Consider the following 17,790-nt stretch of genomic DNA (forward strand, 5'->3'; position numbering starts at 1 on the left):
GATCGCGATGCCGCAGGGCCGGAACGAATGCTCTTGATCATGGTCTTGCCGACCTGAACATCATCCATGCTGACGCAGCAACCTGCCCTGCTCCCTTTTCCAGTCCTTTTCCTTCTCGTGCTCGCGCTTGTCCGGCGCCTTGCGTCCCTTGGCGAGCGCGAGTTCGACCTTGGCACGGCCGCGTGCGTTGAAATAGATCGACAGCGGCACCAAGGTCATGCCCTGCCGCGCCACACCTCCGAACAACTTGCCGATCTCGCGTTCGTGCAACAACAGCTTCCGCGGCCGCTTGGGCTCGTGATTGAAGCGATTGCCATGGCTGAATTCCGGAATATTCGCGTTGATCAGCCAGACTTCACCGTCCTTGACCTCCGCATAACTCTCGGCGATCGATCCTTCGCCAAAGCGCAATGACTTCACTTCGGTGCCAGTCAGGGCGATCCCTGCCTCGAATACGTCCTGGACGGCATAATCGTAGCGCGCACGACGGTTTTCGGCGACGATCTTCTGCTTGTCGAAGGATGCGGGGCGCGGGCGTACCATCAGACGAGCCCTGCATGAGCGAGGGCAGCATCCACCGCTTCGCGGCTGGCCCCCGAAGGGGGCGTCATGGGCAGCCTCAATTCAGCCGAAATCTCGGGACGCAGGCGCGCCAAGGCATATTTCGTCGGACCCGGCGAGGCATCGGAGAACAAGGCGACGTGAAGGGGATAGAGTCGATCCTGAAGGGTCAAAGCGAGCGGCCAGTCGCCGGCGGCGCAGGCATTCTGAAAGCGCGAGCATAGCTGAGGGGCAACATTGGCGGTGACGGAAATACAGCCGATGCCCCCCATGGCAAAAAGACCGAGCGCCATCTCGTCATTGCCGGACAATTGCATGAAATCCTCACCGCAGGCCAGCCGCTGCGCCGTGACCCGACCGAGATTTCCGGTCGCGTCCTTCACCCCGATGATAGTTGGGATGCGCGCCAGGCGCGCCATGGTCTCGACATGAATGTCCGTGACGGTGCGGGTGGGCACATTGTAGAGAATGATCGGCAGGTCCGATGACGCGGCCAGGGCAGCGAAATGGGCATAAATCCCGTCCTGGTTCGGACGATTGTAATAAGGCGGTACGAACAGGGCGGCATTCGCCCCTGCGGCTGCCGCGGCAAGCATGAGTCGCCTGGCCGACGCGGTGTCGTTGGAACTGCAACCGGCGATGACCGGTACGCGGCCGCCGGCGACCTCTACGCAGATCTCGATCACGCGGCGATGTTCATCGGCGCTCAACGTGGCAGACTCACCGGTTGTCCCGCATGCGACAAGGCCGTGGCTTCCTTCGGCTATCTGCCATTCGACAAAGGTTCGAAAGCCGGCCTCGTCAAACGCTTCACCGCGAAATGGGGTCACCAGAGCCGGGATCGACCCGCGAAACATTCTTTATCTCCTTCACCTTAGCCTCGGGTGGGGCCATAATCCCTCGACCGGCTCGTTCAGGGCCTGATAAGAAGGGGGTCGCTAGTCTGTCCAGCATGCACAAGAAAGCTATTCTTCTGAGCCTCGGCGGAATATCCGCCGCCTCCCTCGCCGCTGCGGTGGTTGATCGCCCCGTTACGACCGCCCCGCCCGTTCGGCTGGCGCAAGCTTCCACAACGCCCAATCCCGTCCAGCGGCCCACGCCCGCGCCAGCGCAGGCGTTTTCGGTCTCGCCGGCGGTGAGCAGCGCAGTGTCGCGATGGAACAGTCTGCGCCAGACCGACAGTCTTCCATTTTCGGCTTATGCGTCCTTCCTGACGAGCTATCGCGACTGGCCCGGGGAATCTGCCATGCGTCGCACCGCGGAAAAGGCGATCGACCCGAACAATGTGTCGCCATCGGAAGTGACCGCCTATTTTGGAATCCATCCGCCGCTCACCGCCCTCGGCCATGCTCGGCATGCCTTCGCCCTGCTGGCTTCCGGCCGCCCGGAGGAGGCGCGCGCCGCCGCCCGCACGGCGTGGCATGAAGGCACCATGCCGCAACCCGACGAGGACCGTCTGCTCGGCTTGTTTGGTGCCGTCTTCAGTGCCGGCGACCATGATCTGAGGATGGAGAAGCTCCTCGCTGATGGCCAGACGCAAAGCGCGGGACGGCTGATCTCGCTCGTGTCCCCAACACGGCGCGCCTTGTTTGAAGCAAGGCTCGCCTTGCAGACCCGCGCTTCGGATGCCGCCAGCCGCCTTGCCGCGATCGGGACGGTGGATGGCGACCCCGGTCTGCTGATGGACAGGGCGAATTGGCTCCGCAACACCGGTCAGAGCATTTCCGCCAGGCAGTTGCTCGCCCAGCGGCGGCCGTTGACGACGATGCGCCCCATCAATCCGGAAAGCTGGTTCGAAACCTTGCTCACCATGGCACGGGCCGCGGCCAATGACAGCCAATGGACCACGGCTTATCAGATCGCATCGCAGCTCGACGATGCCTATCCGGCGGATACCGACGTCAGCACGCGTCCTTTTGGCGAACGCGACCATTATACGAGCCTTGCCTGGCTGGCGGGGACCACGGCGCTCAATCAGCTGAGACGTCCCGACGACGCTTCGCGCATGTTCGAGCGATATGCCCGTGCCGCCCGCTCACCGCAGACTCGCTCAAAAGGGTTTTACTGGGCTGCCCGCGCCGCCAACGCGGCGGGCCAGACCCAGCAGGCGGCGGCTTTCCTGGAAGAGGCTGCGGCAAGCCCTGACCAATTTTACGGCCAGCTCGCCCTGGAACGTCTCGGCCGAACCATGGCGCCACCGGCCCAGGTCGCGGCGCCGACCGCATCCGAACGCGCCGCCTTCGCCGCCCGACCTCTGGTCGAAGCGACGAGGTTGCTCGGCCAGATGGGGCAATGGACAGACCAGACATTGTTCATACGCGCCTTGGCGCAGCAGCTCGAAACCGATCAGGATCGCGCTTTGGCCGCCGAATTCGGGCGCCAGATCGGGCGTGCGGACCTTGGCGTCTGGATCGCACGCGAGGCACGCAACAAAGGATCGAATTTCTATGTCCGGGCCGGTTTTCCTGAAGTCCAGGTGCCGCCAGCCTATGCGCGCTATTGGACCCTGGGCCATGCCATCATGCGCCAGGAAAGCTCGTTCGACCGGGCTGCCGTCAGCCACGCGGGCGCAAGAGGCATGATGCAGTTGATGCCCGGCACCGCGCGCGAAGTTTCGCGCAAGATCGGTCTCGGCTACGATCTTGGCCGTCTGACCAGCGATCCGTCCTACAATATCATGCTTGGGAGCAGCTATTTCGCGAATCTGGTCGACAGCTGGAACGGCAGTTTCCCACTTGCAGTGGCCAGCTACAATGCGGGCCCGGGCAATGTTCGCAAATGGATTCGCGAAAATGGCGATCCCCGGCTCCCGGGAAGCGACGTCGTGCGCTGGATCGAGGAGATACCCTATCTCGAAACGCGCAATTACGTGCAGCGCGTTCTCGAAAACGCGGTGGTCTACGACGCCATTCACCCGCAGCGGCGCATCGGCAGTGGAGAGAATCGTCTGTCTTATTATCTGGGAAAGCGGAATCCGGGATAAGGCCCCGGCATGGACAAGCCCAATCACATCACAGCCGAAGGCTATCGGATCCTCAGGGAGGAATATGAGAGGCTCTTCGCCGAAGAGCGGCCCCAGCTGGTGGAAACCATCAGCTGGGCTGCCGGCAATGGCGATCGCTCCGAAAATGGCGATTACATCTACGGCCGCAAGCGGCTGCGGGAAATCGATCGGCGGATCAACTGGCTGTCAAAGCGGTTGAAGAGCGCGAAGGTTGTCGATCCTTCCGCCCAGACCGATCGAAACCGTGTCTATTTCGGCGCCACGATCACCCTGGCCGACGAGGAGGGCGAAGAACGGATCGTCACGCTGGTCGGCGAGGATGAAACGGATCCCGGCAGCGGGCGGATCAGCTGGAACTCCCCGATCGCACGGGCCGTGCGCGGCGCATCCGTAGGCGATGTCCGCCGGATCCTGCTGCCGGCCGGAGAGCGCGAGATCGAAATAGTGACGATCCACTATCCCTGACGGGATCAATCGCCCATGACATCATGATGGCGTGCAGCATTCACCAGCGCCGCTCTGATTTCCGGATCGGTGAGCCGCATGTCGCGATCGGTATCGGCATGACGGCGGAACCAGATATTGGCCTGATCCGCCAGTTCGTCGCTGATGACCCGATCCTCATCTCGGTCGAACCCGTGGCGGACGACCTCCCTGCCCTCGTCCGTGCAGGCAAGCCACGGGTCTAGAAGGCCGGCTCCACTGCCATCGAAATAGGCGCAGTCATTCCCGAGCCGGTCATAGTCCTGCCCCTGATAATCGTAGCCGCCATAGAGGCCGGCCGTCGCATAAGGGCCGGAATCGTATGCGTCTCGTCCTTCATAGGTCTCGCAACCGGCCATCCCCGCCGCCGCCAGACACAATCCCACCAGGGCAGCCCTTCGCATCGCCTCTCTCCTTATGGTCGACGTCATACTATCATGAAACGGACGAAGAGGTCTCCCGTTTCGGATCGTCAACCATCTTTCCCAAACGCGTTGCGCGCCAATTCTTCAAGTTCGGGGGGTGTTTGGGGCGGGTTCAACGGCACATGCTGCTCGAGCTGATCGGCGATGATGGTAAGTGCGGCGATCCGCGCTGATTTCTTGTCATTGCCGTCAATCACGCACCATGGCCCCCAACGCGTATCGGTGAGAGCGAGCATGTCCTCGATCGCGGCCAGATAGTCCGGACGGCGCAGACGGTTGCGGAAATCCTCGGCTGTCACCTTCCAGCGCTTCCAGGGATCTTTGAGGCGGTCCTTCAGCCGATCGTCCTGCTCCTTCTGCGTTACGTGGAAGAAGAGCTTGACGATGTGGGTGCCATCGAAATTCTGCTGGGCTTCGAACTCGTTGATTTCGTCATAGCCTCGACGCCATTCCGCCTCGGACGCGAAGCCCTCGACCCGCTCGACCAGAACGCGGCCGTACCAGCTTCGGTCGAAGATCGCGATTTCGCCTGCCCCCGGCAGCTTCTTCCAAAATCGCCACAGGAAATGGCGGGCCTTCTCCTCTGCGGTGGGCGCCTTGATAGGCCAGACGTGAAAGGCGCGCGGGTCCAGCTTTGCGGTCAGGCGCTGGATTGACCCGCCCTTGCCCGCGGCGTCCCAGCCTTCGAACAGGATGACACTGCGTTTCTTGTGAAGTATGTGGGCGACCAGGATGCGTGCCAGGCGCTCCTGCAACGCCGCCAGCACTGCTTCATAGTCGCCATCGAACTTGGCGCCGGTTTCATGGTCGGAGAGGCGAAGGGTCATCCTTCTCCTCTCTGCTAGCTTTTCTGCGGCTCGACAATCCGGATGTTGAGTTCCCGCAACTGCTTCGGCGTCACTTCCGAAGGCGCATTCATCATCAGGTCCTCGGCCTTCTGATTCATTGGGAACAGGACAACCTCGCGAATATTGGGCTCGCCAGCGAGCAGCATGACGATACGGTCGATGCCCGGTGCGGATCCGCCATGTGGGGGGGCGCCATATTTGAAGGCGTTGATCATCCCGGCGAAATCGGTGTCGACCTGTTCCTTGCTATAACCGGCGATCTCGAAGGCCTTGTACATGATGTCAGGCCGATGATTGCGGATTGCGCCGGACGAAAGCTCCACGCCGTTGCAGACGATGTCATATTGATAGGCAAGGATATCGAGGGGATCCTTCGTTTCCAGCGCCTCAAGCTCGCCCTGCGGCATGGAGAAAGGGTTGTGGCTGAAGTCGACCTTCTTTGCTTCCTCGTCATATTCGAACATCGGAAAATCGACGATCCAGCAGAAGCGGAACTCATTCTCGTCGACGAGGCCGAGTTGCTCGCCGGTGCGCGTTCGGGCAGCGCCGGCCAGCTTGGCCGCCTGGGCCTCCTTGCCGGCGGCGAAGAAGATGCCGTCGTCCGGGCCGAGACCGAGCTCGGCGATCAGTTTCCGGGTCGCGTCTTCACCATGATTCTTGGCGATGGGACCGCCGAGCTCACCATTCTTCTGGGTGATATAGCCAAGGCCCGCATGACCCTCCGAGCGTGCCCAGTCGTTCATGTCATCGAAGAATTTGCGACTCTTCTCGGCCGTGGCCGGCGCCGGAATCGCACGAACCACGCCACCGCTTTCGACGATCCGCGCGAACAGGCCAAAGCCCGAGCCCTTGAAATGATCGGTCACGTCCGCAATCTCGATCGGGTTGCGAAGGTCTGGCTTGTCCGAACCATATTTGAGCATGGAATCCCGGAACGGGATGCGCGGGAACGGCGCCTGCGTCACCTTTCGACCTTCGGCAAACTCTTCGAAAACGCCCGCAAGAACAGGCTCCAGGGCAGCGAACACGTCGTCCTGGGTGACGAAGCTCATTTCCAGGTCGAGCTGATAGAATTCGCCGGGCGACCGGTCCGCACGCGCATCTTCGTCGCGGAAGCAGGGGGCGATCTGGAAGTAGCGGTCGAAGCCCGCCACCATGATCAATTGCTTGAACATCTGCGGCGCCTGGGGAAGCGCATAGAATTTGCCGGGATGCACCCGGCTCGGCACCAGATAGTCGCGCGCGCCCTCCGGGCTGGAAGCCGTCAGGATCGGAGTCTGAAACTCGGTGAACCCCTGGTCGATCATCCGGCGGCGGATCGAGCTGATCACCTGACTTCGGAGAACGATATTCCTGTGCAGTCGCTCGCGACGCAAGTCGAGATAGCGGTAGCGAAGTCGGATATCCTCGGGATAATCCGCTTCGCCCGCGACCGGCAACGGGAGTTCCTGGGCTGACGATTGGACGATCACTTCATCGGCATGAACCTCGATCTCGCCGGTCGCGAGATTTGGATTGGTGGCCTCGGCGCCGCGCGAAACCACCTTGCCTATGATCGTAACCACGGATTCTGCGCGGAGGCCGTCAAGGACACGCAGCGGCTCGCTGTCTGCCCGCGCCACGATCTGGGTAAGGCCATAATGGTCACGCAGGTCTACGAACAGGACGCCGCCATGGTCGCGCTTGCGATGAATCCAGCCCGAAAGCTTCACTTCGCTGCCCGTGTCCGCCAAGCGCAGCTCGGCGCAATTATGAGTTCGATATGCGTGCATAGGCCGCCCCGTAAATCCAGCTTTTAAGTGATTTTGCTGGCGCGGCGCTTCGCGGTGCAGCCTTGCTTTGTCAAGGGATCATGCCATCGCTATGAGCCGCGCGATGCATATCCACCCCCTGATAAGTGACAGCGATTCGCTCAAGTCTTTGTGCCAAAGGCTATCCCGCTCCCATTTCGTCGCTGTGGACACCGAGTTCATGCGCGAAAACACGTTTTGGCCGGATCTGTGCTTGGTGCAGATCGGCAATAGCGAGGAAGCCGCGGCCATCGATCCGAAGGCGGACGGGATCGATCTCACCCCCCTTCTCGACTTGCTCGTCGAGAATGAAAATGTGCTCAAGGTGTTCCACGCCGGTGGCCAGGACCTCGAGATCATCTACAATCTCACGGGGAAGACGCCTCATCCTCTCTTCGACACCCAGATCGCCGCAATGGCATTGGGGCTCGGGGAGCAGGTGGGCTATTCGAACCTGGTGGAAAGCCTGATCGGCAAAAGCCTCGACAAGGGGGCCCGCTTCACCGACTGGGCAAGACGGCCGCTGGACAAGAGGCAGATCGATTATGCGATCGGCGACGTCACCCACCTCGCCACCCTGTTTCCCAAGATGCTGGAGAAACTTCGCCGTACCGGGCGCGGCGCATGGCTCGACCAGGAGATGGAGCGGCTCGGCGATCCCTCCAATTATGAAAATGATCCCGATCGGGCATGGAAGAGGGTGAGGATCGCCAGCCGTCGGCCAGAAGTGCTCGGCCGCTTGAAGGCGCTTGCCGCCTGGCGCGAGCAGGAAGCCCGCGGCAAGAACCTGCCACGTGGCCGAATCATGAAGGACGAGACGCTGGCAGACGTCGCTTCGCATCCGCCCGCGGATCAGGAAGCGCTCGCCCGCGTCCGGGGGCTCTCTCCAGCCTGGAAGGCCAATGAGATCGGGGCCCGGATGATGACGGCGCTGGCGGCCGCGGAACCGCTCGGCGCCGACGAGCTTCCCGCCCGCGACGAACGAAGCCCCGGCCTCGGCAAGGAAGGCGCTTTGGTCGCGGACCTGCTGAAGCTGCTGCTCAAGATCCGCTCGCGGGAAAGCAATGTCGCGGCGCGGTTGGTCGCCCGATCGGAGGATCTGGAGCTTCTCGCCGCTGGCCGCCGGGATGGCCTTGCGATCCTTGAAGGATGGCGGTTCGACGAATTCGGTCGGGATGCGCTCGACCTCGTCGAAGGCCGCCTCGCCTTCGGCGTCCGCGGCGGCAAGCTGGTGATGACGAGAACGGAGACGGCGCAATGAAGGCCCTGGTCGGCTTGGCCATGCTCGCAACCTCCGCCTGCGCTTCGAGCGTTGCGGAAGGTCATAAGGAAACGGCACCTGGCGGAAATGGCCGTAAATGCCACGCGCAGGAAGCGCAGCCATTGCTGGGGCGGGATGCATCCACGGCGCTCGGTGCGGAGGCGATGCGCTTGTCGCAGGCGGAACGGTTGCGCTGGATACCGGAAGGCGCTGCCGTCACGATGGATTATCGCGAAACGCGTCTCAACATTCAGCTGGATCGGCAGAACAAGGTGGTCAAGATCTATTGCGGCTGAAGCCATTCCTGCGGCGGGCAATCTGACGGGTCGGGAGCAGAGGACTCAGTAAGACGGCTTCATTTTCCACGTATGCGCCCGTGCGCCGTCGCAACCTCGGCGCGACAGCCCAGTGCAGTCGCTAGCTTCTTGAGGCGGCGCTCGACGGTCTCACCATAAAGCGCTTCCTCGCCCCGTTGAAGCGTAAGGCGCAATATGTCTCGGTCGCGGCTCAGGATGCTTCGTTCCAGACTGGCGGCAAGACCGCCGCTGAGTCGCTGGCCCAGCCGCATGGCAAGTCCCCACAGGGAAGCGCGTTCCAATTCCTCAGCCGTGCACAAGTCGGCAATGGCGGCATCCGGCAAGCGGCGTCCCCCGCCGAAATTGGAAAAGAGGGCCTGAGCCATCATGACCCGTTCCGAGGCGTCGACCCCCACCCAATTGCCGTGCAGCGCCATTTCCAGGCCCCGCTCTGCGCGAAAATCGGGATGAGCCTGCCAAGCGACATCGGCCAACAGGCAGGCGGCGAGGCGAATGCGGGCATGACGCTGGTCATCGTCGAAAATCGGCCGGATCCACCGGTCGAGAAGGTCACCATGCTCGCCGAACCGGCTCAGTCCCCGCCCAGCCTCGCGTGCCGCTTCGAGCAACGGGTCGAGCTTCCGGATTCGCGCGTCGAGCTCGGAATAAAGCAAGCCTTCGCGGATCCCGAAGCTGGAAACGATCAATTCGCTCGGTCGAAGCTCGCGGACCAAGGCGTCCAATATCTGCCGCGCGACGGGCAAGGTAGGGATGCGCGTCGCGGTGACCGTGGCCAGGCTCTTAGGATCCGCCTTGTGCAGTGCACCCAGGAACTTGGCGATCGCTGCGGTCCGGGCGGGTTCCATTCGGTAATGATGGGTGATGGGAAGGGGGTAATCGGTGGCTATCATGTCCAGTCGGCCGATCGTGCGCCAGGAGCCGCCGACCAGGTAGAAGGGCCTCCCCTTTCCGCGCGACGCCATTCCCGTCTCCTTCAGCGCCTGCCGAAAAAGCATCCGGAGATCGCTCTCGCTCGGCAATGGACGAAGGACACCGATCGGAAGCGAGATGCTTTTCCGCACCGCGCCGTTCTTGATATCCACGAGTTCCAGGCTTCCGCCGCCAAGATCTCCCGCAATCCCGTCTGCGTCCGGCGCCCCGGAAATAACGCCGAGGCCGGCCATCTTCCCCTCACGCTCACCTGACAGAATCTGCGGTTTGAAGCCTATCGCTCGCACCTGTCCCAGGAAGTCGGCGCCATTGGATGCGTCGCGAACGGCCGCCGTCGCCACCACTCTCGTGCGGGCAACGCCCATTTGCCCGATCAGGAGCCAGAACCGCCGCAGCGCCGAAAGGGCTTTCTCCTGCGATTGTACCGACAGGGCGCCGGTTTCGGCTATGCCCTCCCCAAGCCCTGCCATCACCTTTTCATTGAAGATGATGGAAGGAATGCGAGGTGCCCCCGCATAGACGACCAAGCGTACGGAATTGGAACCGATATCGACGATGGCTACCGGTTCACGATCCAACAATTGAAAATCCTCAGCCTTCGCGCCGAATACGAAGTTTGGGCACGGAGCCGCTCTTCCTCAACGCTGCACCACGCCCCGACAATGACGGATTGGTCATGAAATAATGATGGAGGTTGAACGGTTTCTCGTCGCCGGCGTGCAATCTTTCGTATCGCCCGTCCGGAAGCAGCCTCCAGCTTTGCTCATTGTCAATCAGATTGGCTACCATGACCTGGTCCAGGATCTGGGCATGGACGGTCGAGTTTTCGATCGGAAGCATATATTCGACTCTGCGATCGAAGTTTCGCGGCATCCAGTCGGCCGAGCTGATATAGACCCGCGCATTCCGGTTAGGAAGCTCGTCGCCGTTCCCAAAGCACCAGATCCGGCTGTGTTCGAGGAAGCGGCCCACGATAGATTTCACATGGATATTCTCGGAAAGACCCGGCACGCCGGGTCGCAGGCAGCAGATGCCGCGCACCACCAGATCGATATCCACGCCGGCAGCGCTAGCCGCATAGAGCTTGTTGATGATCGCCGGATCCACCAGCGAATTCATCTTAGCCCATATCACGCCCGGCTTGTTCCGCCGCGCCTGCTCGATCTCCCCATCGATAAGGTCGCACAGACCGTCACGAAGGCCGTGCGGCGACAGAACCAGCAGCTCGAGGTCGCGCGGATCGACATAGCCAGTGATATAATTGAACAGTTGAGCGACATCCCGGCCGACGCGCGGATCAGCGGTGAAAAAGCTGAGATCGGTGTAGATCCGCGCCGTCACGGGATGATAATTGCCAGTGCCCAGATGGCAGTAGGTCCGGTAGCCTTTCTCCTCCCGCCGCACGACCATGCTCGTCTTGGCATGGGTCTTCCAGTCGATGAAGCCATAGACGACCTGCACGCCGGCGCGTTCCAACGCACTCGCCCAGAGCAAATTCTGCTCTTCGTCGAAGCGCGCCTTCAATTCCACGACAGCCGTCACGGACTTGCCGGCTTCGGCCGCATCGATCAGGGCCCGGATCACGGCGGATTGCTTGCCCGCACGGTAGAGCGTCTGCTTGATTGCGACCACGTCGGGATCGGCGGCGGCCTGTTTGAGGAATTCCACCACCACCTCGAACGTCTCATACGGGTGATGGACAACGATGTCCTTGCTTCTGATGGCTGCGAAGCAATCCCCGCCATGTTCCCGAATTCGCTCTGGAAACCGAGGATCGAACGGGGTGAATTTTAGGTCGGGCCGATTTTCGTCCGCCAAGGCGTCGAGATCGGAGATACCGAGAAAGGAAGTGGATGCCGAAACCAAAGCTTCGGATGCGTCCAATCCTTCCCGGATCATCACCTCGAGTTGCTCCGGCATTCCGGCTTCGAACTTCAAGCGGATGACGCGGCCGCGGCGGCGGCGCTTGATCGCGCTTCGAAAATAGCGGACCAGATCCTCTGCTTCCTCCTCCACTTCGATATCGCTGTCGCGAATGATCCGGAAGGCACCGCCACCGAGCAGCTCGTAACCGGGAAACAGCATGGCAATGCGTTGGCGGATCAAGGTTTCTATGGCGATGAAGCGGGCGGCATCCCCCGGCAGCCGGATGAAGCGCGGCAATGTTGCCGGCACCATCAGCAATTCGCGAATGGGCTTGCCGTCGGACAATCGCTTCAGATCGAAAATGAGAGAGAAGCCCTTGTTCGGGATGAACGGAAAAGGATGCGCCGGATCGATCGCCTGCGGTGTCAGCACCGGGAGGATCTGTTCCCTGAAATGCCGGTCCAGCCAGGCCTCGGCTGCCTCGTCGGTTTCGTGCTGACCCATCACTTCGACGCCCGCAGCGGCAAGCGCTTCCTTCAGCACCGCCCAGACCTCCTGCTGGCGACCGGTGAGCTGATCGGCCTCGTTGGCGATCGCGCTCAACTGTTGGGCCGGCGTGAGTCCGTCTACCGATGGCTCCTCCACGCCGAGCAATTGCTGCCCCTTGAGGCCGGCCACGCGGACCATGAAGAATTCGTCGAGATTATTACCTGAAATCGAGAGAAAGCGCAGCCGCTCCAACAGCGGGTGGGCGGGATTGCAGGCTTCTTCGAGGACCCGCCGATTGAAGGCGAGCCAACTCAATTCCCGGTTGAAATAAAGAGGCTGCGACTGAAGATTGGCTTCAGACCGGACCGGATCGTTCGCCGGAGAGGGTGCAGAATTTTTCATCGGAACTATTGTCTCGCTCGCTTGATCATGCCGGCGTCGGCAAGGGCTTTGCGCGCCATAGCAACGGTCATGCGACGATGATGTGACAACAGGGCCTTATCGAGCAGGTCCACCACCTGCTGAACGGCAAGGTAACTCCGCTCGATCCGCGGTACCAGATACTCGGCAAGATCAGGCGGCGTGGCAATGCCCCTGTCGCCGAGCAATTTGACGATGAGGTCGCCCAGCAGGGCGTCGTCAGGATCCGCGATGGCGAGGTGCGGAGTCGCGGCAAGGCGGGAGCGGAGATCCGGCAGCACTACTTGCCAAAGCGGGGGGGCGGCGTCAGCGACGATCAGCAGCGGTTTGCGGCTGATCTGGGCCTCGTTCCACGCATGGAACAGGCCCTCCTCTTCATGCGCCTCCGCCTCGTCGAACAGGCGTCCCCCTGTCTTGCGGACGAAGATACGGCCGAGCAGGCTGCGGCCCGATTTGCGCGGCCCCGTCAGCAATGTCGCCATGACGGGCCAAGTCGACCAGCGTTTCAGATGTTCGAAGGCAGCTCGATTCGCCTCGGAGACGAGGAAATCCTCTTCGCCATCCGCCATCGGCCAGTTGAGCGGAAGGGCGATCTGGCTCACTATTGTCCTCCGCCGCCCCGCGAGATCCGGATCGAGCTGCCGGAACCCTGCACGTTCCAGCCCTGCGCCTGAAGGGCGCTCCGGAGCGCGTCCGCGTCGCCCATATAGGTCACCTTCATGACGGAGGTGCCGCCAAGCGCCAGGCTTGTGGTGATCGCGGAGGTAATCCCCCCGATCCGGCTGACCGAAAGCTCGGCCTGGCCGACGGAGGCCGCATCGGGTGTTTCCACCTGGATCGTAAAACTGCTGGCTGTTCCGATCGGCACGGGCTGTATGGGGGTAGAGATTGGAGTCACGGCATCATCGTCGGCCTCCTCCAACTCCTCCACGATTTCCGGTTCTTGGGTAATGAGCGAAGGATCGGGCTTGAGCAGTCCGGCGCCGAGCGCGCGGGCGTAGATGATGTCGAGCCTTCTTACCCCTTCATCCAACATGCGCGGAATCGCGCTGCTATTTCCAGCTCGCAAGGTGAACCTGTCGAGCATGACATTGTCGGCGCCGTGGCGCGCGGTGAAGATACCGATTGCCGGCCCGCCGGGGTAGAGCCGTCGCAAATGCACTTCCGGAACGACAATGTCAGCGGCTCCATATTGATCCACCAGCAGCCTCCACCATCCGCGCCCGGGTCGTCGGGTCTGGCTGGGATTGAGCAGCAGCGGGTCGATGCCGGACCCGGCCGGACGGACATAATCGATCGGACTGTTGCCAGTCCGGAACCGGGCCCAGGCCTTTTGCCATTCGTTGCGATATTCGAAGCTGTAGGGCGTCGCGCCGGTGATCATGATGGGAATCACAAGCATCGGCGCGGACCGACGGACCGGACCGCTGATTCCCAGCAATTGGCCCGTCCTCGCACGATCGAACAGGAGACCCAGAGTGGCGACGTAGCGCTTGGGCCCGATCTGCTCGTCCTCGATGATGATTCCCGAGATCATGGCGTTCAAAGCGGATTCGGAAAGACTGGGCGCCTCGCTCTGCGGCCTGCCATTGGTTTTGGCCCAGAGCGCCTTCCACCCTTTCAACTGCGCCTGCCGCCATCCCTCATATCGTGCCTTCTCTGAAGTGTCGGCCGCGACATCGACCCGAATCCCGGTCACTTCCAGCGTATTGGCGCTGTCGATCGGAGGCACGCCGCGATCCGCCCCCTCCAGCTGGGCATAGACGACGCCACCCGCCGCCAGCATAAGGAGGAGGAGCGCAGCGAGGGCAGGAAGACGACGAAAAGACTTCACGACCGCCTTTTGGCGAGTTGAACGTGGAAATCCAAGCGCCATGTGGTCACCATGCAAAACTCGGTTACCGTTGCAGGAAAGTGGTTTGGACCCTAGTCGCGACCGGATGAACGAAGGTGAAAGCTATACCTACGCCAAGGCAGGCGTGTCGATCGAGGCCGGCAATGCGCTGGTGAAGGCGATTGCGCCGCTCGCGAAGGCGACAGCGCGTCCCGGCGCAGATGCTTCCCTGGGGGGGTTTGGCGGTTTCTTCGATCTCAAGGCGGCCGGCTACCTTGATCCGTTGCTCGTTGCGGCAAATGACGGGGTCGGCACCAAGCTCAAACTGGCGATCGAATCGGATCGTCATGACGGGGTCGGCGTCGATCTGGTGGCAATGTGCGTCAACGATCTCATCGTCCAGGGCGCCGAGCCGCTCTTCTTCCTCGATTATTTTGCGACCGGCCGGCTGGAAAGCGGAGTGGCGGAGCGAGTCATCGCGGGCATCGCCGAAGGCTGCAAGATTGCAGGCTGCGCCCTGATCGGCGGCGAAACCGCAGAAATGCCTGGAATGTATGCCCCTGGTGATTATGATCTTGCCGGCTTTTGCGTTGGCGCTGTGGAGCGAGCCGAGGCGCTGACGGGGTCGAAGGTCAAGGAGGGAGACGTCATCCTCGGCCTCGCTTCGTCGGGAGTCCATTCCAACGGCTTTTCGCTGGTGCGGCGTCTCGCGGCCGACAAAGGGTGGAAGCTCGACCGCCCGGCCCTGGTCGATCGAGAGCGTTTGCTGATCGACCTATTGCTCGAGCCAACCCGCATCTATGTTAAGGCCCTCCTGCCCTTGGTTCGAAGCGGCAAGATTCACGCCTTGGCCCATATCACTGGCGGCGGCCTTCTCGAGAATATTCCGCGCGTCGTTCCCGAAGGGCTTCACGCCTTTGTCGATGTCGATAGCTGGCAACAACCTCAGTTGATGGCGTTCCTGCAAGCACAGGGAAATATCGAACCCGAAGAAATGGCGCGGACTTTCAACTGTGGTATCGGCATGGCGCTTTTCGTCGACGAAGCGAATGCGCCTCAGCTCATTGGCGAGTTGCGTGAATCCGGAGAGGATTCCTTCCTCATCGGGCGCGTCGAAAGGGGAACCAGAGGTTGCACTGTCTCCGGTTCCAGGAGCAGTTGGAGCGCCAGGACCGACTGGACCGTGACCCACAATGGCTGAACGCATCAAGGTCGGCGTCCTCCTTTCCGGGCGGGGCACGAACATGATCGCCCTTTCCGAATATAAGAGACGGGAAGAGCGCAATTACGATATCGTCTTCGTCGGTTCGAACGTTCCGGAGGCGAGAGGATTGGTCGTCGCAAGGCGACTTGGCATCCCGAATTGGGCACAAAGCCATCGCGGCATGGAGCGTGCGGCTTTCGATCGCCTGGTGGACGCAGAACTTCGCCGCCACCAAGTCGAACTGATTGCGCTTGCCGGATATATGCGGTTGCTATCAGCCGAATTCATCCGCTCATGGGCGGACAGGATCCTCAATATCCACCCTTCCCTCCTGCCGCTCTACAAGGGTCTCGACACCCACAAGCGCGCACTGGCATCCGGGGACCTCTATGCCGGCTGTTCGGTCCATCTGGTGACGGAGGAACTGGATGCCGGACCGGTGCTTGCCCAGACCAAGATCAGGATCAGGCCCCGGGACGATGCCGAAACGCTGGCGGAACGCGTGCTGGAAGAGGAACATAAGCTCTATCCTGCTGCACTGGACGAATTTGCCGGAAAGCTGCTCGACAAACGACAAGCGGGCGATCGGAATCGGGAGGGCGGGCAGGCATGAACGAAGCCAAGGAAAAGTCCGAACAGGCTCGTGAAGCCGCCGCGATACGGCGCCGCTGGATCACGCTGGGAGAATTGCTGGCGGTCGTCGCAGTGCTGATTTCCGGGCTGACGCTCTGGAACAGCTACAGCGAACGTAGCGCCAGCGAAGCAGCGCGTGCTGAAGAGAAACAGGAGCAGGCAAAGGTTTCCCGGACCTTGCTCCTCCAGGCGAAGACCAACGGCAAAAGCCTCCAGCTTTCTCCGCACGACCCAAATCAGGTCATTCAGAGCCAGACGATCCTCTTTCCGAGCGCTTTGGATATCTCGGCGATCGACACTCTGATCGAACCACGCATCGAAGCCGAATGGATCAGGCCAGCAGCGCGAAATGCACGGGAAGCCTCCCCGAAGCAGCCCAAATCTTCCGGCGATTCAAGACTTCCGGTCGCAATCACCACCCGCTTCGTCAGTGGCGGCGAGACGATCACCGACATCGCGATCTACGATGTCGGCTATAAATTCGAAGAAGGCGGACTGCTCGGCGGTTCGGAAGTCGAGCTGCGCGGACTGTCCCTCATCGAACGGATCAAGGGCGATCGCGCCAAGACCCGTCTCGACTCGGTGTGGAAAGGGCGACAGCCGCTTGCGGCAGCCGGAGAACAGGATCCCAAATCCTGATCCGCGAAGCAAAGATGGCTTCGAGAATAGAGGAACCGGAGCTTAACCTACGATTTCCTCGGGTTTGAAGAAAAAGTCGATTTCGATCTTGGCATTGTCGGCGCTGTCGGAACCGTGGACGCTGTTCGCTTCGATCGATTCGGCGAAGCTCTTGCGGATCGTCCCTTCGTCCGCCTGGGCCGGATTGGTTGCGCCCATCACTTCGCGGTTGCGAGCCACTGCATTCTCGCCCTCCAGCACTTGCACGACCACCGGGCCGGAGGTCATGAACTGGACGAGATCGCTGAAGAACGGACGTTCCCTATGGACGCCGTAGAAGCCTTCCGCCTGCTCGCGGCTCATGTGGATGCGCTTTGATGCAACGACACGGAGCCCCGCCTCTTCCAGCATCTTGGTGACCGCACCGGTGAGGTTGCGCCGCGTAGCGTCGGGTTTGATGATCGAGAAAGTGCGTTCGGTCGCCATGTCCGGCAATGCTCCATTGATGCGGGTAATTCGGCGGCTCTCTAGGGCCCAAACCCGATCTTCGCAACGGTCGTGATCATGCTCACGACTGCGAAGCGGCAATCGTATCGGCTACACCCCTTGCGGAGGCGTGGATGGGTCCTCGGCGGCGTCGCGGAAAACCGCAAGCATGCGGAAAATCCTTACGGACCCTGCACCCATTTTCCCCGATCGTCCTGCTTCCAATAGCGGCTTTCGACCTCGGGGATATCCTTGAGACGTCGCCACAAGGAACGCGCCCGATCGACATCGCCGGCATCGAAGAAATAGAATGCCCGGGCAAAGGATAAAGCCTCATCCCGCCACTGCCCGTCGGCGATGGCTATATTCGTCGCCCCATTGACGGCCTCCGGCGTCTCGCTGAGCAGAATGGGCTGATTTTCCCCATTCTGCCGCCCATGCGGCAGAAATGCGTCACGCGAAAAATTCCACAATTGTTCGTCCAGCCGCCCGAGGAGGCCGGGTTCGGCGACGACAAGGAGGCGGTCCCCGCCTGTCAGCACCTTTTCGCAGATGACCGGCAGGATGCGCTCAAGCGGCGAAGAGACAAGATGGTAGAAATCGACGAGCGTCACTCGCCGG

The 17,790-nt window shown here is 61.5% G+C and carries 18 protein-coding genes; 7 read left to right on the forward strand and 11 right to left on the reverse strand.

The window, feature by feature from the left end; all coding sequences use genetic code 11:
- Positions 1-60: 60 nt before the first annotated feature.
- Together smpB and dapA are read right to left on the reverse strand one after the other, a co-directional pair.
- The gene (gene smpB / locus RQX22_RS01925) at positions 61-543 is read right to left on the reverse strand and encodes an SsrA-binding protein SmpB (protein WP_315723128.1); all 483 of its coding nucleotides are present in this window, start codon (positions 541-543) and stop codon (positions 61-63) included.
- Positions 543-1,418, reverse strand: a complete 876-nt coding sequence (gene dapA / locus RQX22_RS01930) for a 4-hydroxy-tetrahydrodipicolinate synthase (protein ID WP_315723130.1) — start codon at positions 1,416-1,418, stop codon at positions 543-545. Before dapA ends, smpB begins: the two co-directional genes overlap by 1 nt.
- A gap of 95 nt (positions 1,419-1,513) precedes the next feature.
- Here dapA and RQX22_RS01935 point away from each other — a divergent pair, with 95 nt between their 5' ends.
- Both RQX22_RS01935 and greB read left to right on the forward strand, forming a co-directional pair.
- Positions 1,514-3,544: a lytic transglycosylase domain-containing protein gene (locus tag RQX22_RS01935; protein ID WP_315723131.1), complete on the forward strand. Its 2,031-nt coding sequence runs from the start codon at positions 1,514-1,516 to the stop codon at positions 3,542-3,544.
- A gap of 9 nt (positions 3,545-3,553) precedes the next feature.
- The gene (greB, locus tag RQX22_RS01940) at positions 3,554-4,030 is read left to right on the forward strand and encodes a transcription elongation factor GreB (protein ID WP_315723133.1); all 477 of its coding nucleotides are present in this window, start codon (positions 3,554-3,556) and stop codon (positions 4,028-4,030) included.
- Positions 4,031-4,035: 5 nt separating this feature from the next.
- On the opposite strand, the gene RQX22_RS01945 is transcribed toward greB, so the two are convergent.
- The 3 genes from RQX22_RS01945 to aspS form a co-directional block, all read right to left on the reverse strand.
- Positions 4,036-4,452 carry a hypothetical protein gene (locus RQX22_RS01945; RefSeq protein ID WP_315723135.1) on the reverse strand — a complete coding sequence of 139 codons (417 nt, stop codon included), beginning with the start codon at positions 4,450-4,452 and terminating at the stop codon, positions 4,036-4,038.
- A 68-nt stretch (positions 4,453-4,520) separates the two neighbouring features.
- Positions 4,521-5,300 carry a polyphosphate kinase 2 family protein gene (locus tag RQX22_RS01950; RefSeq protein ID WP_315723137.1) on the reverse strand — a complete coding sequence of 260 codons (780 nt, stop codon included), beginning with the start codon at positions 5,298-5,300 and terminating at the stop codon, positions 4,521-4,523.
- Positions 5,301-5,314: 14 nt separating this feature from the next.
- Positions 5,315-7,093 (reverse strand): aspartate--tRNA ligase, encoded by a 1,779-nt coding sequence (aspS, locus tag RQX22_RS01955; RefSeq protein WP_315723139.1) that lies wholly within the window; start codon positions 7,091-7,093, stop codon positions 5,315-5,317.
- 103 nt (positions 7,094-7,196) lie between these two features.
- Here aspS and rnd point away from each other — a divergent pair, with 103 nt between their 5' ends.
- Positions 7,197-8,372, forward strand: a complete 1,176-nt coding sequence (rnd, locus tag RQX22_RS01960) for a ribonuclease D (RefSeq protein WP_315723522.1) — start codon at positions 7,197-7,199, stop codon at positions 8,370-8,372.
- On the forward strand, positions 8,369-8,668 hold the full coding sequence (locus RQX22_RS01965) for an I78 family peptidase inhibitor (protein ID WP_315723141.1): 300 nt from the start codon (positions 8,369-8,371) through the stop codon (positions 8,666-8,668). The genes rnd and RQX22_RS01965 overlap by 4 nt, the downstream gene beginning before the upstream one ends.
- Before the next feature lie 59 nt (positions 8,669-8,727).
- On the opposite strand, the gene RQX22_RS01970 is transcribed toward RQX22_RS01965, so the two are convergent.
- From RQX22_RS01970 to RQX22_RS01985, 4 genes are read right to left on the reverse strand one after another with little or no spacing between them, the layout of a single operon-like run.
- Positions 8,728-10,200, reverse strand: a complete 1,473-nt coding sequence (locus RQX22_RS01970) for a Ppx/GppA family phosphatase (RefSeq protein WP_315723143.1) — start codon at positions 10,198-10,200, stop codon at positions 8,728-8,730.
- 10 nt (positions 10,201-10,210) lie between these two features.
- Positions 10,211-12,376 (reverse strand): RNA degradosome polyphosphate kinase, encoded by a 2,166-nt coding sequence (locus RQX22_RS01975; protein ID WP_315723145.1) that lies wholly within the window; start codon positions 12,374-12,376, stop codon positions 10,211-10,213.
- Between the two features lie 5 nt (positions 12,377-12,381).
- Positions 12,382-12,996: an HdaA/DnaA family protein gene (locus RQX22_RS01980; protein ID WP_315723147.1), complete on the reverse strand. Its 615-nt coding sequence runs from the start codon at positions 12,994-12,996 to the stop codon at positions 12,382-12,384.
- Positions 12,996-14,228 (reverse strand): heavy-metal-associated domain-containing protein, encoded by a 1,233-nt coding sequence (locus RQX22_RS01985; protein WP_315723149.1) that lies wholly within the window; start codon positions 14,226-14,228, stop codon positions 12,996-12,998. The genes RQX22_RS01980 and RQX22_RS01985 overlap by 1 nt, the downstream gene beginning before the upstream one ends.
- A 106-nt stretch (positions 14,229-14,334) precedes the next feature.
- Between RQX22_RS01985 and purM the strand changes: the two genes are divergently transcribed.
- From purM to RQX22_RS02000, 3 genes are read left to right on the forward strand one after another with little or no spacing between them, the layout of a single operon-like run.
- Positions 14,335-15,429, forward strand: a complete 1,095-nt coding sequence (gene purM / locus RQX22_RS01990) for a phosphoribosylformylglycinamidine cyclo-ligase (RefSeq protein ID WP_315723151.1) — start codon at positions 14,335-14,337, stop codon at positions 15,427-15,429.
- Positions 15,422-16,045 (forward strand): phosphoribosylglycinamide formyltransferase, encoded by a 624-nt coding sequence (gene purN / locus RQX22_RS01995; RefSeq protein WP_315723153.1) that lies wholly within the window; start codon positions 15,422-15,424, stop codon positions 16,043-16,045. Before purM ends, purN begins: the two co-directional genes overlap by 8 nt.
- A complete protein-coding gene (locus RQX22_RS02000; protein WP_315723155.1) occupies positions 16,042-16,704 on the forward strand; it encodes a hypothetical protein in 663 nt (220 codons plus the stop codon). Before purN ends, RQX22_RS02000 begins: the two co-directional genes overlap by 4 nt.
- 42 nt (positions 16,705-16,746) lie before the next feature.
- Here the strand turns inward: RQX22_RS02000 and ndk are convergent, their stop codons facing one another.
- On the reverse strand, positions 16,747-17,169 hold the full coding sequence (gene ndk / locus RQX22_RS02005) for a nucleoside-diphosphate kinase (protein WP_315723157.1): 423 nt from the start codon (positions 17,167-17,169) through the stop codon (positions 16,747-16,749).
- Positions 17,170-17,351: 182 nt separating this feature from the next.
- Entirely contained in the window at positions 17,352-17,783 is a 432-nt protein-coding gene (locus tag RQX22_RS02010; RefSeq protein WP_315723159.1) for a DNA polymerase III subunit chi, read from the reverse strand.
- Positions 17,784-17,790: the final 7 nt, after the last annotated feature.

This window comes from Sphingosinicella rhizophila (genome assembly GCF_032378825.1).
GTDB lineage: Bacteria > Pseudomonadota > Alphaproteobacteria > Sphingomonadales > Sphingomonadaceae > Allosphingosinicella > Allosphingosinicella rhizophila.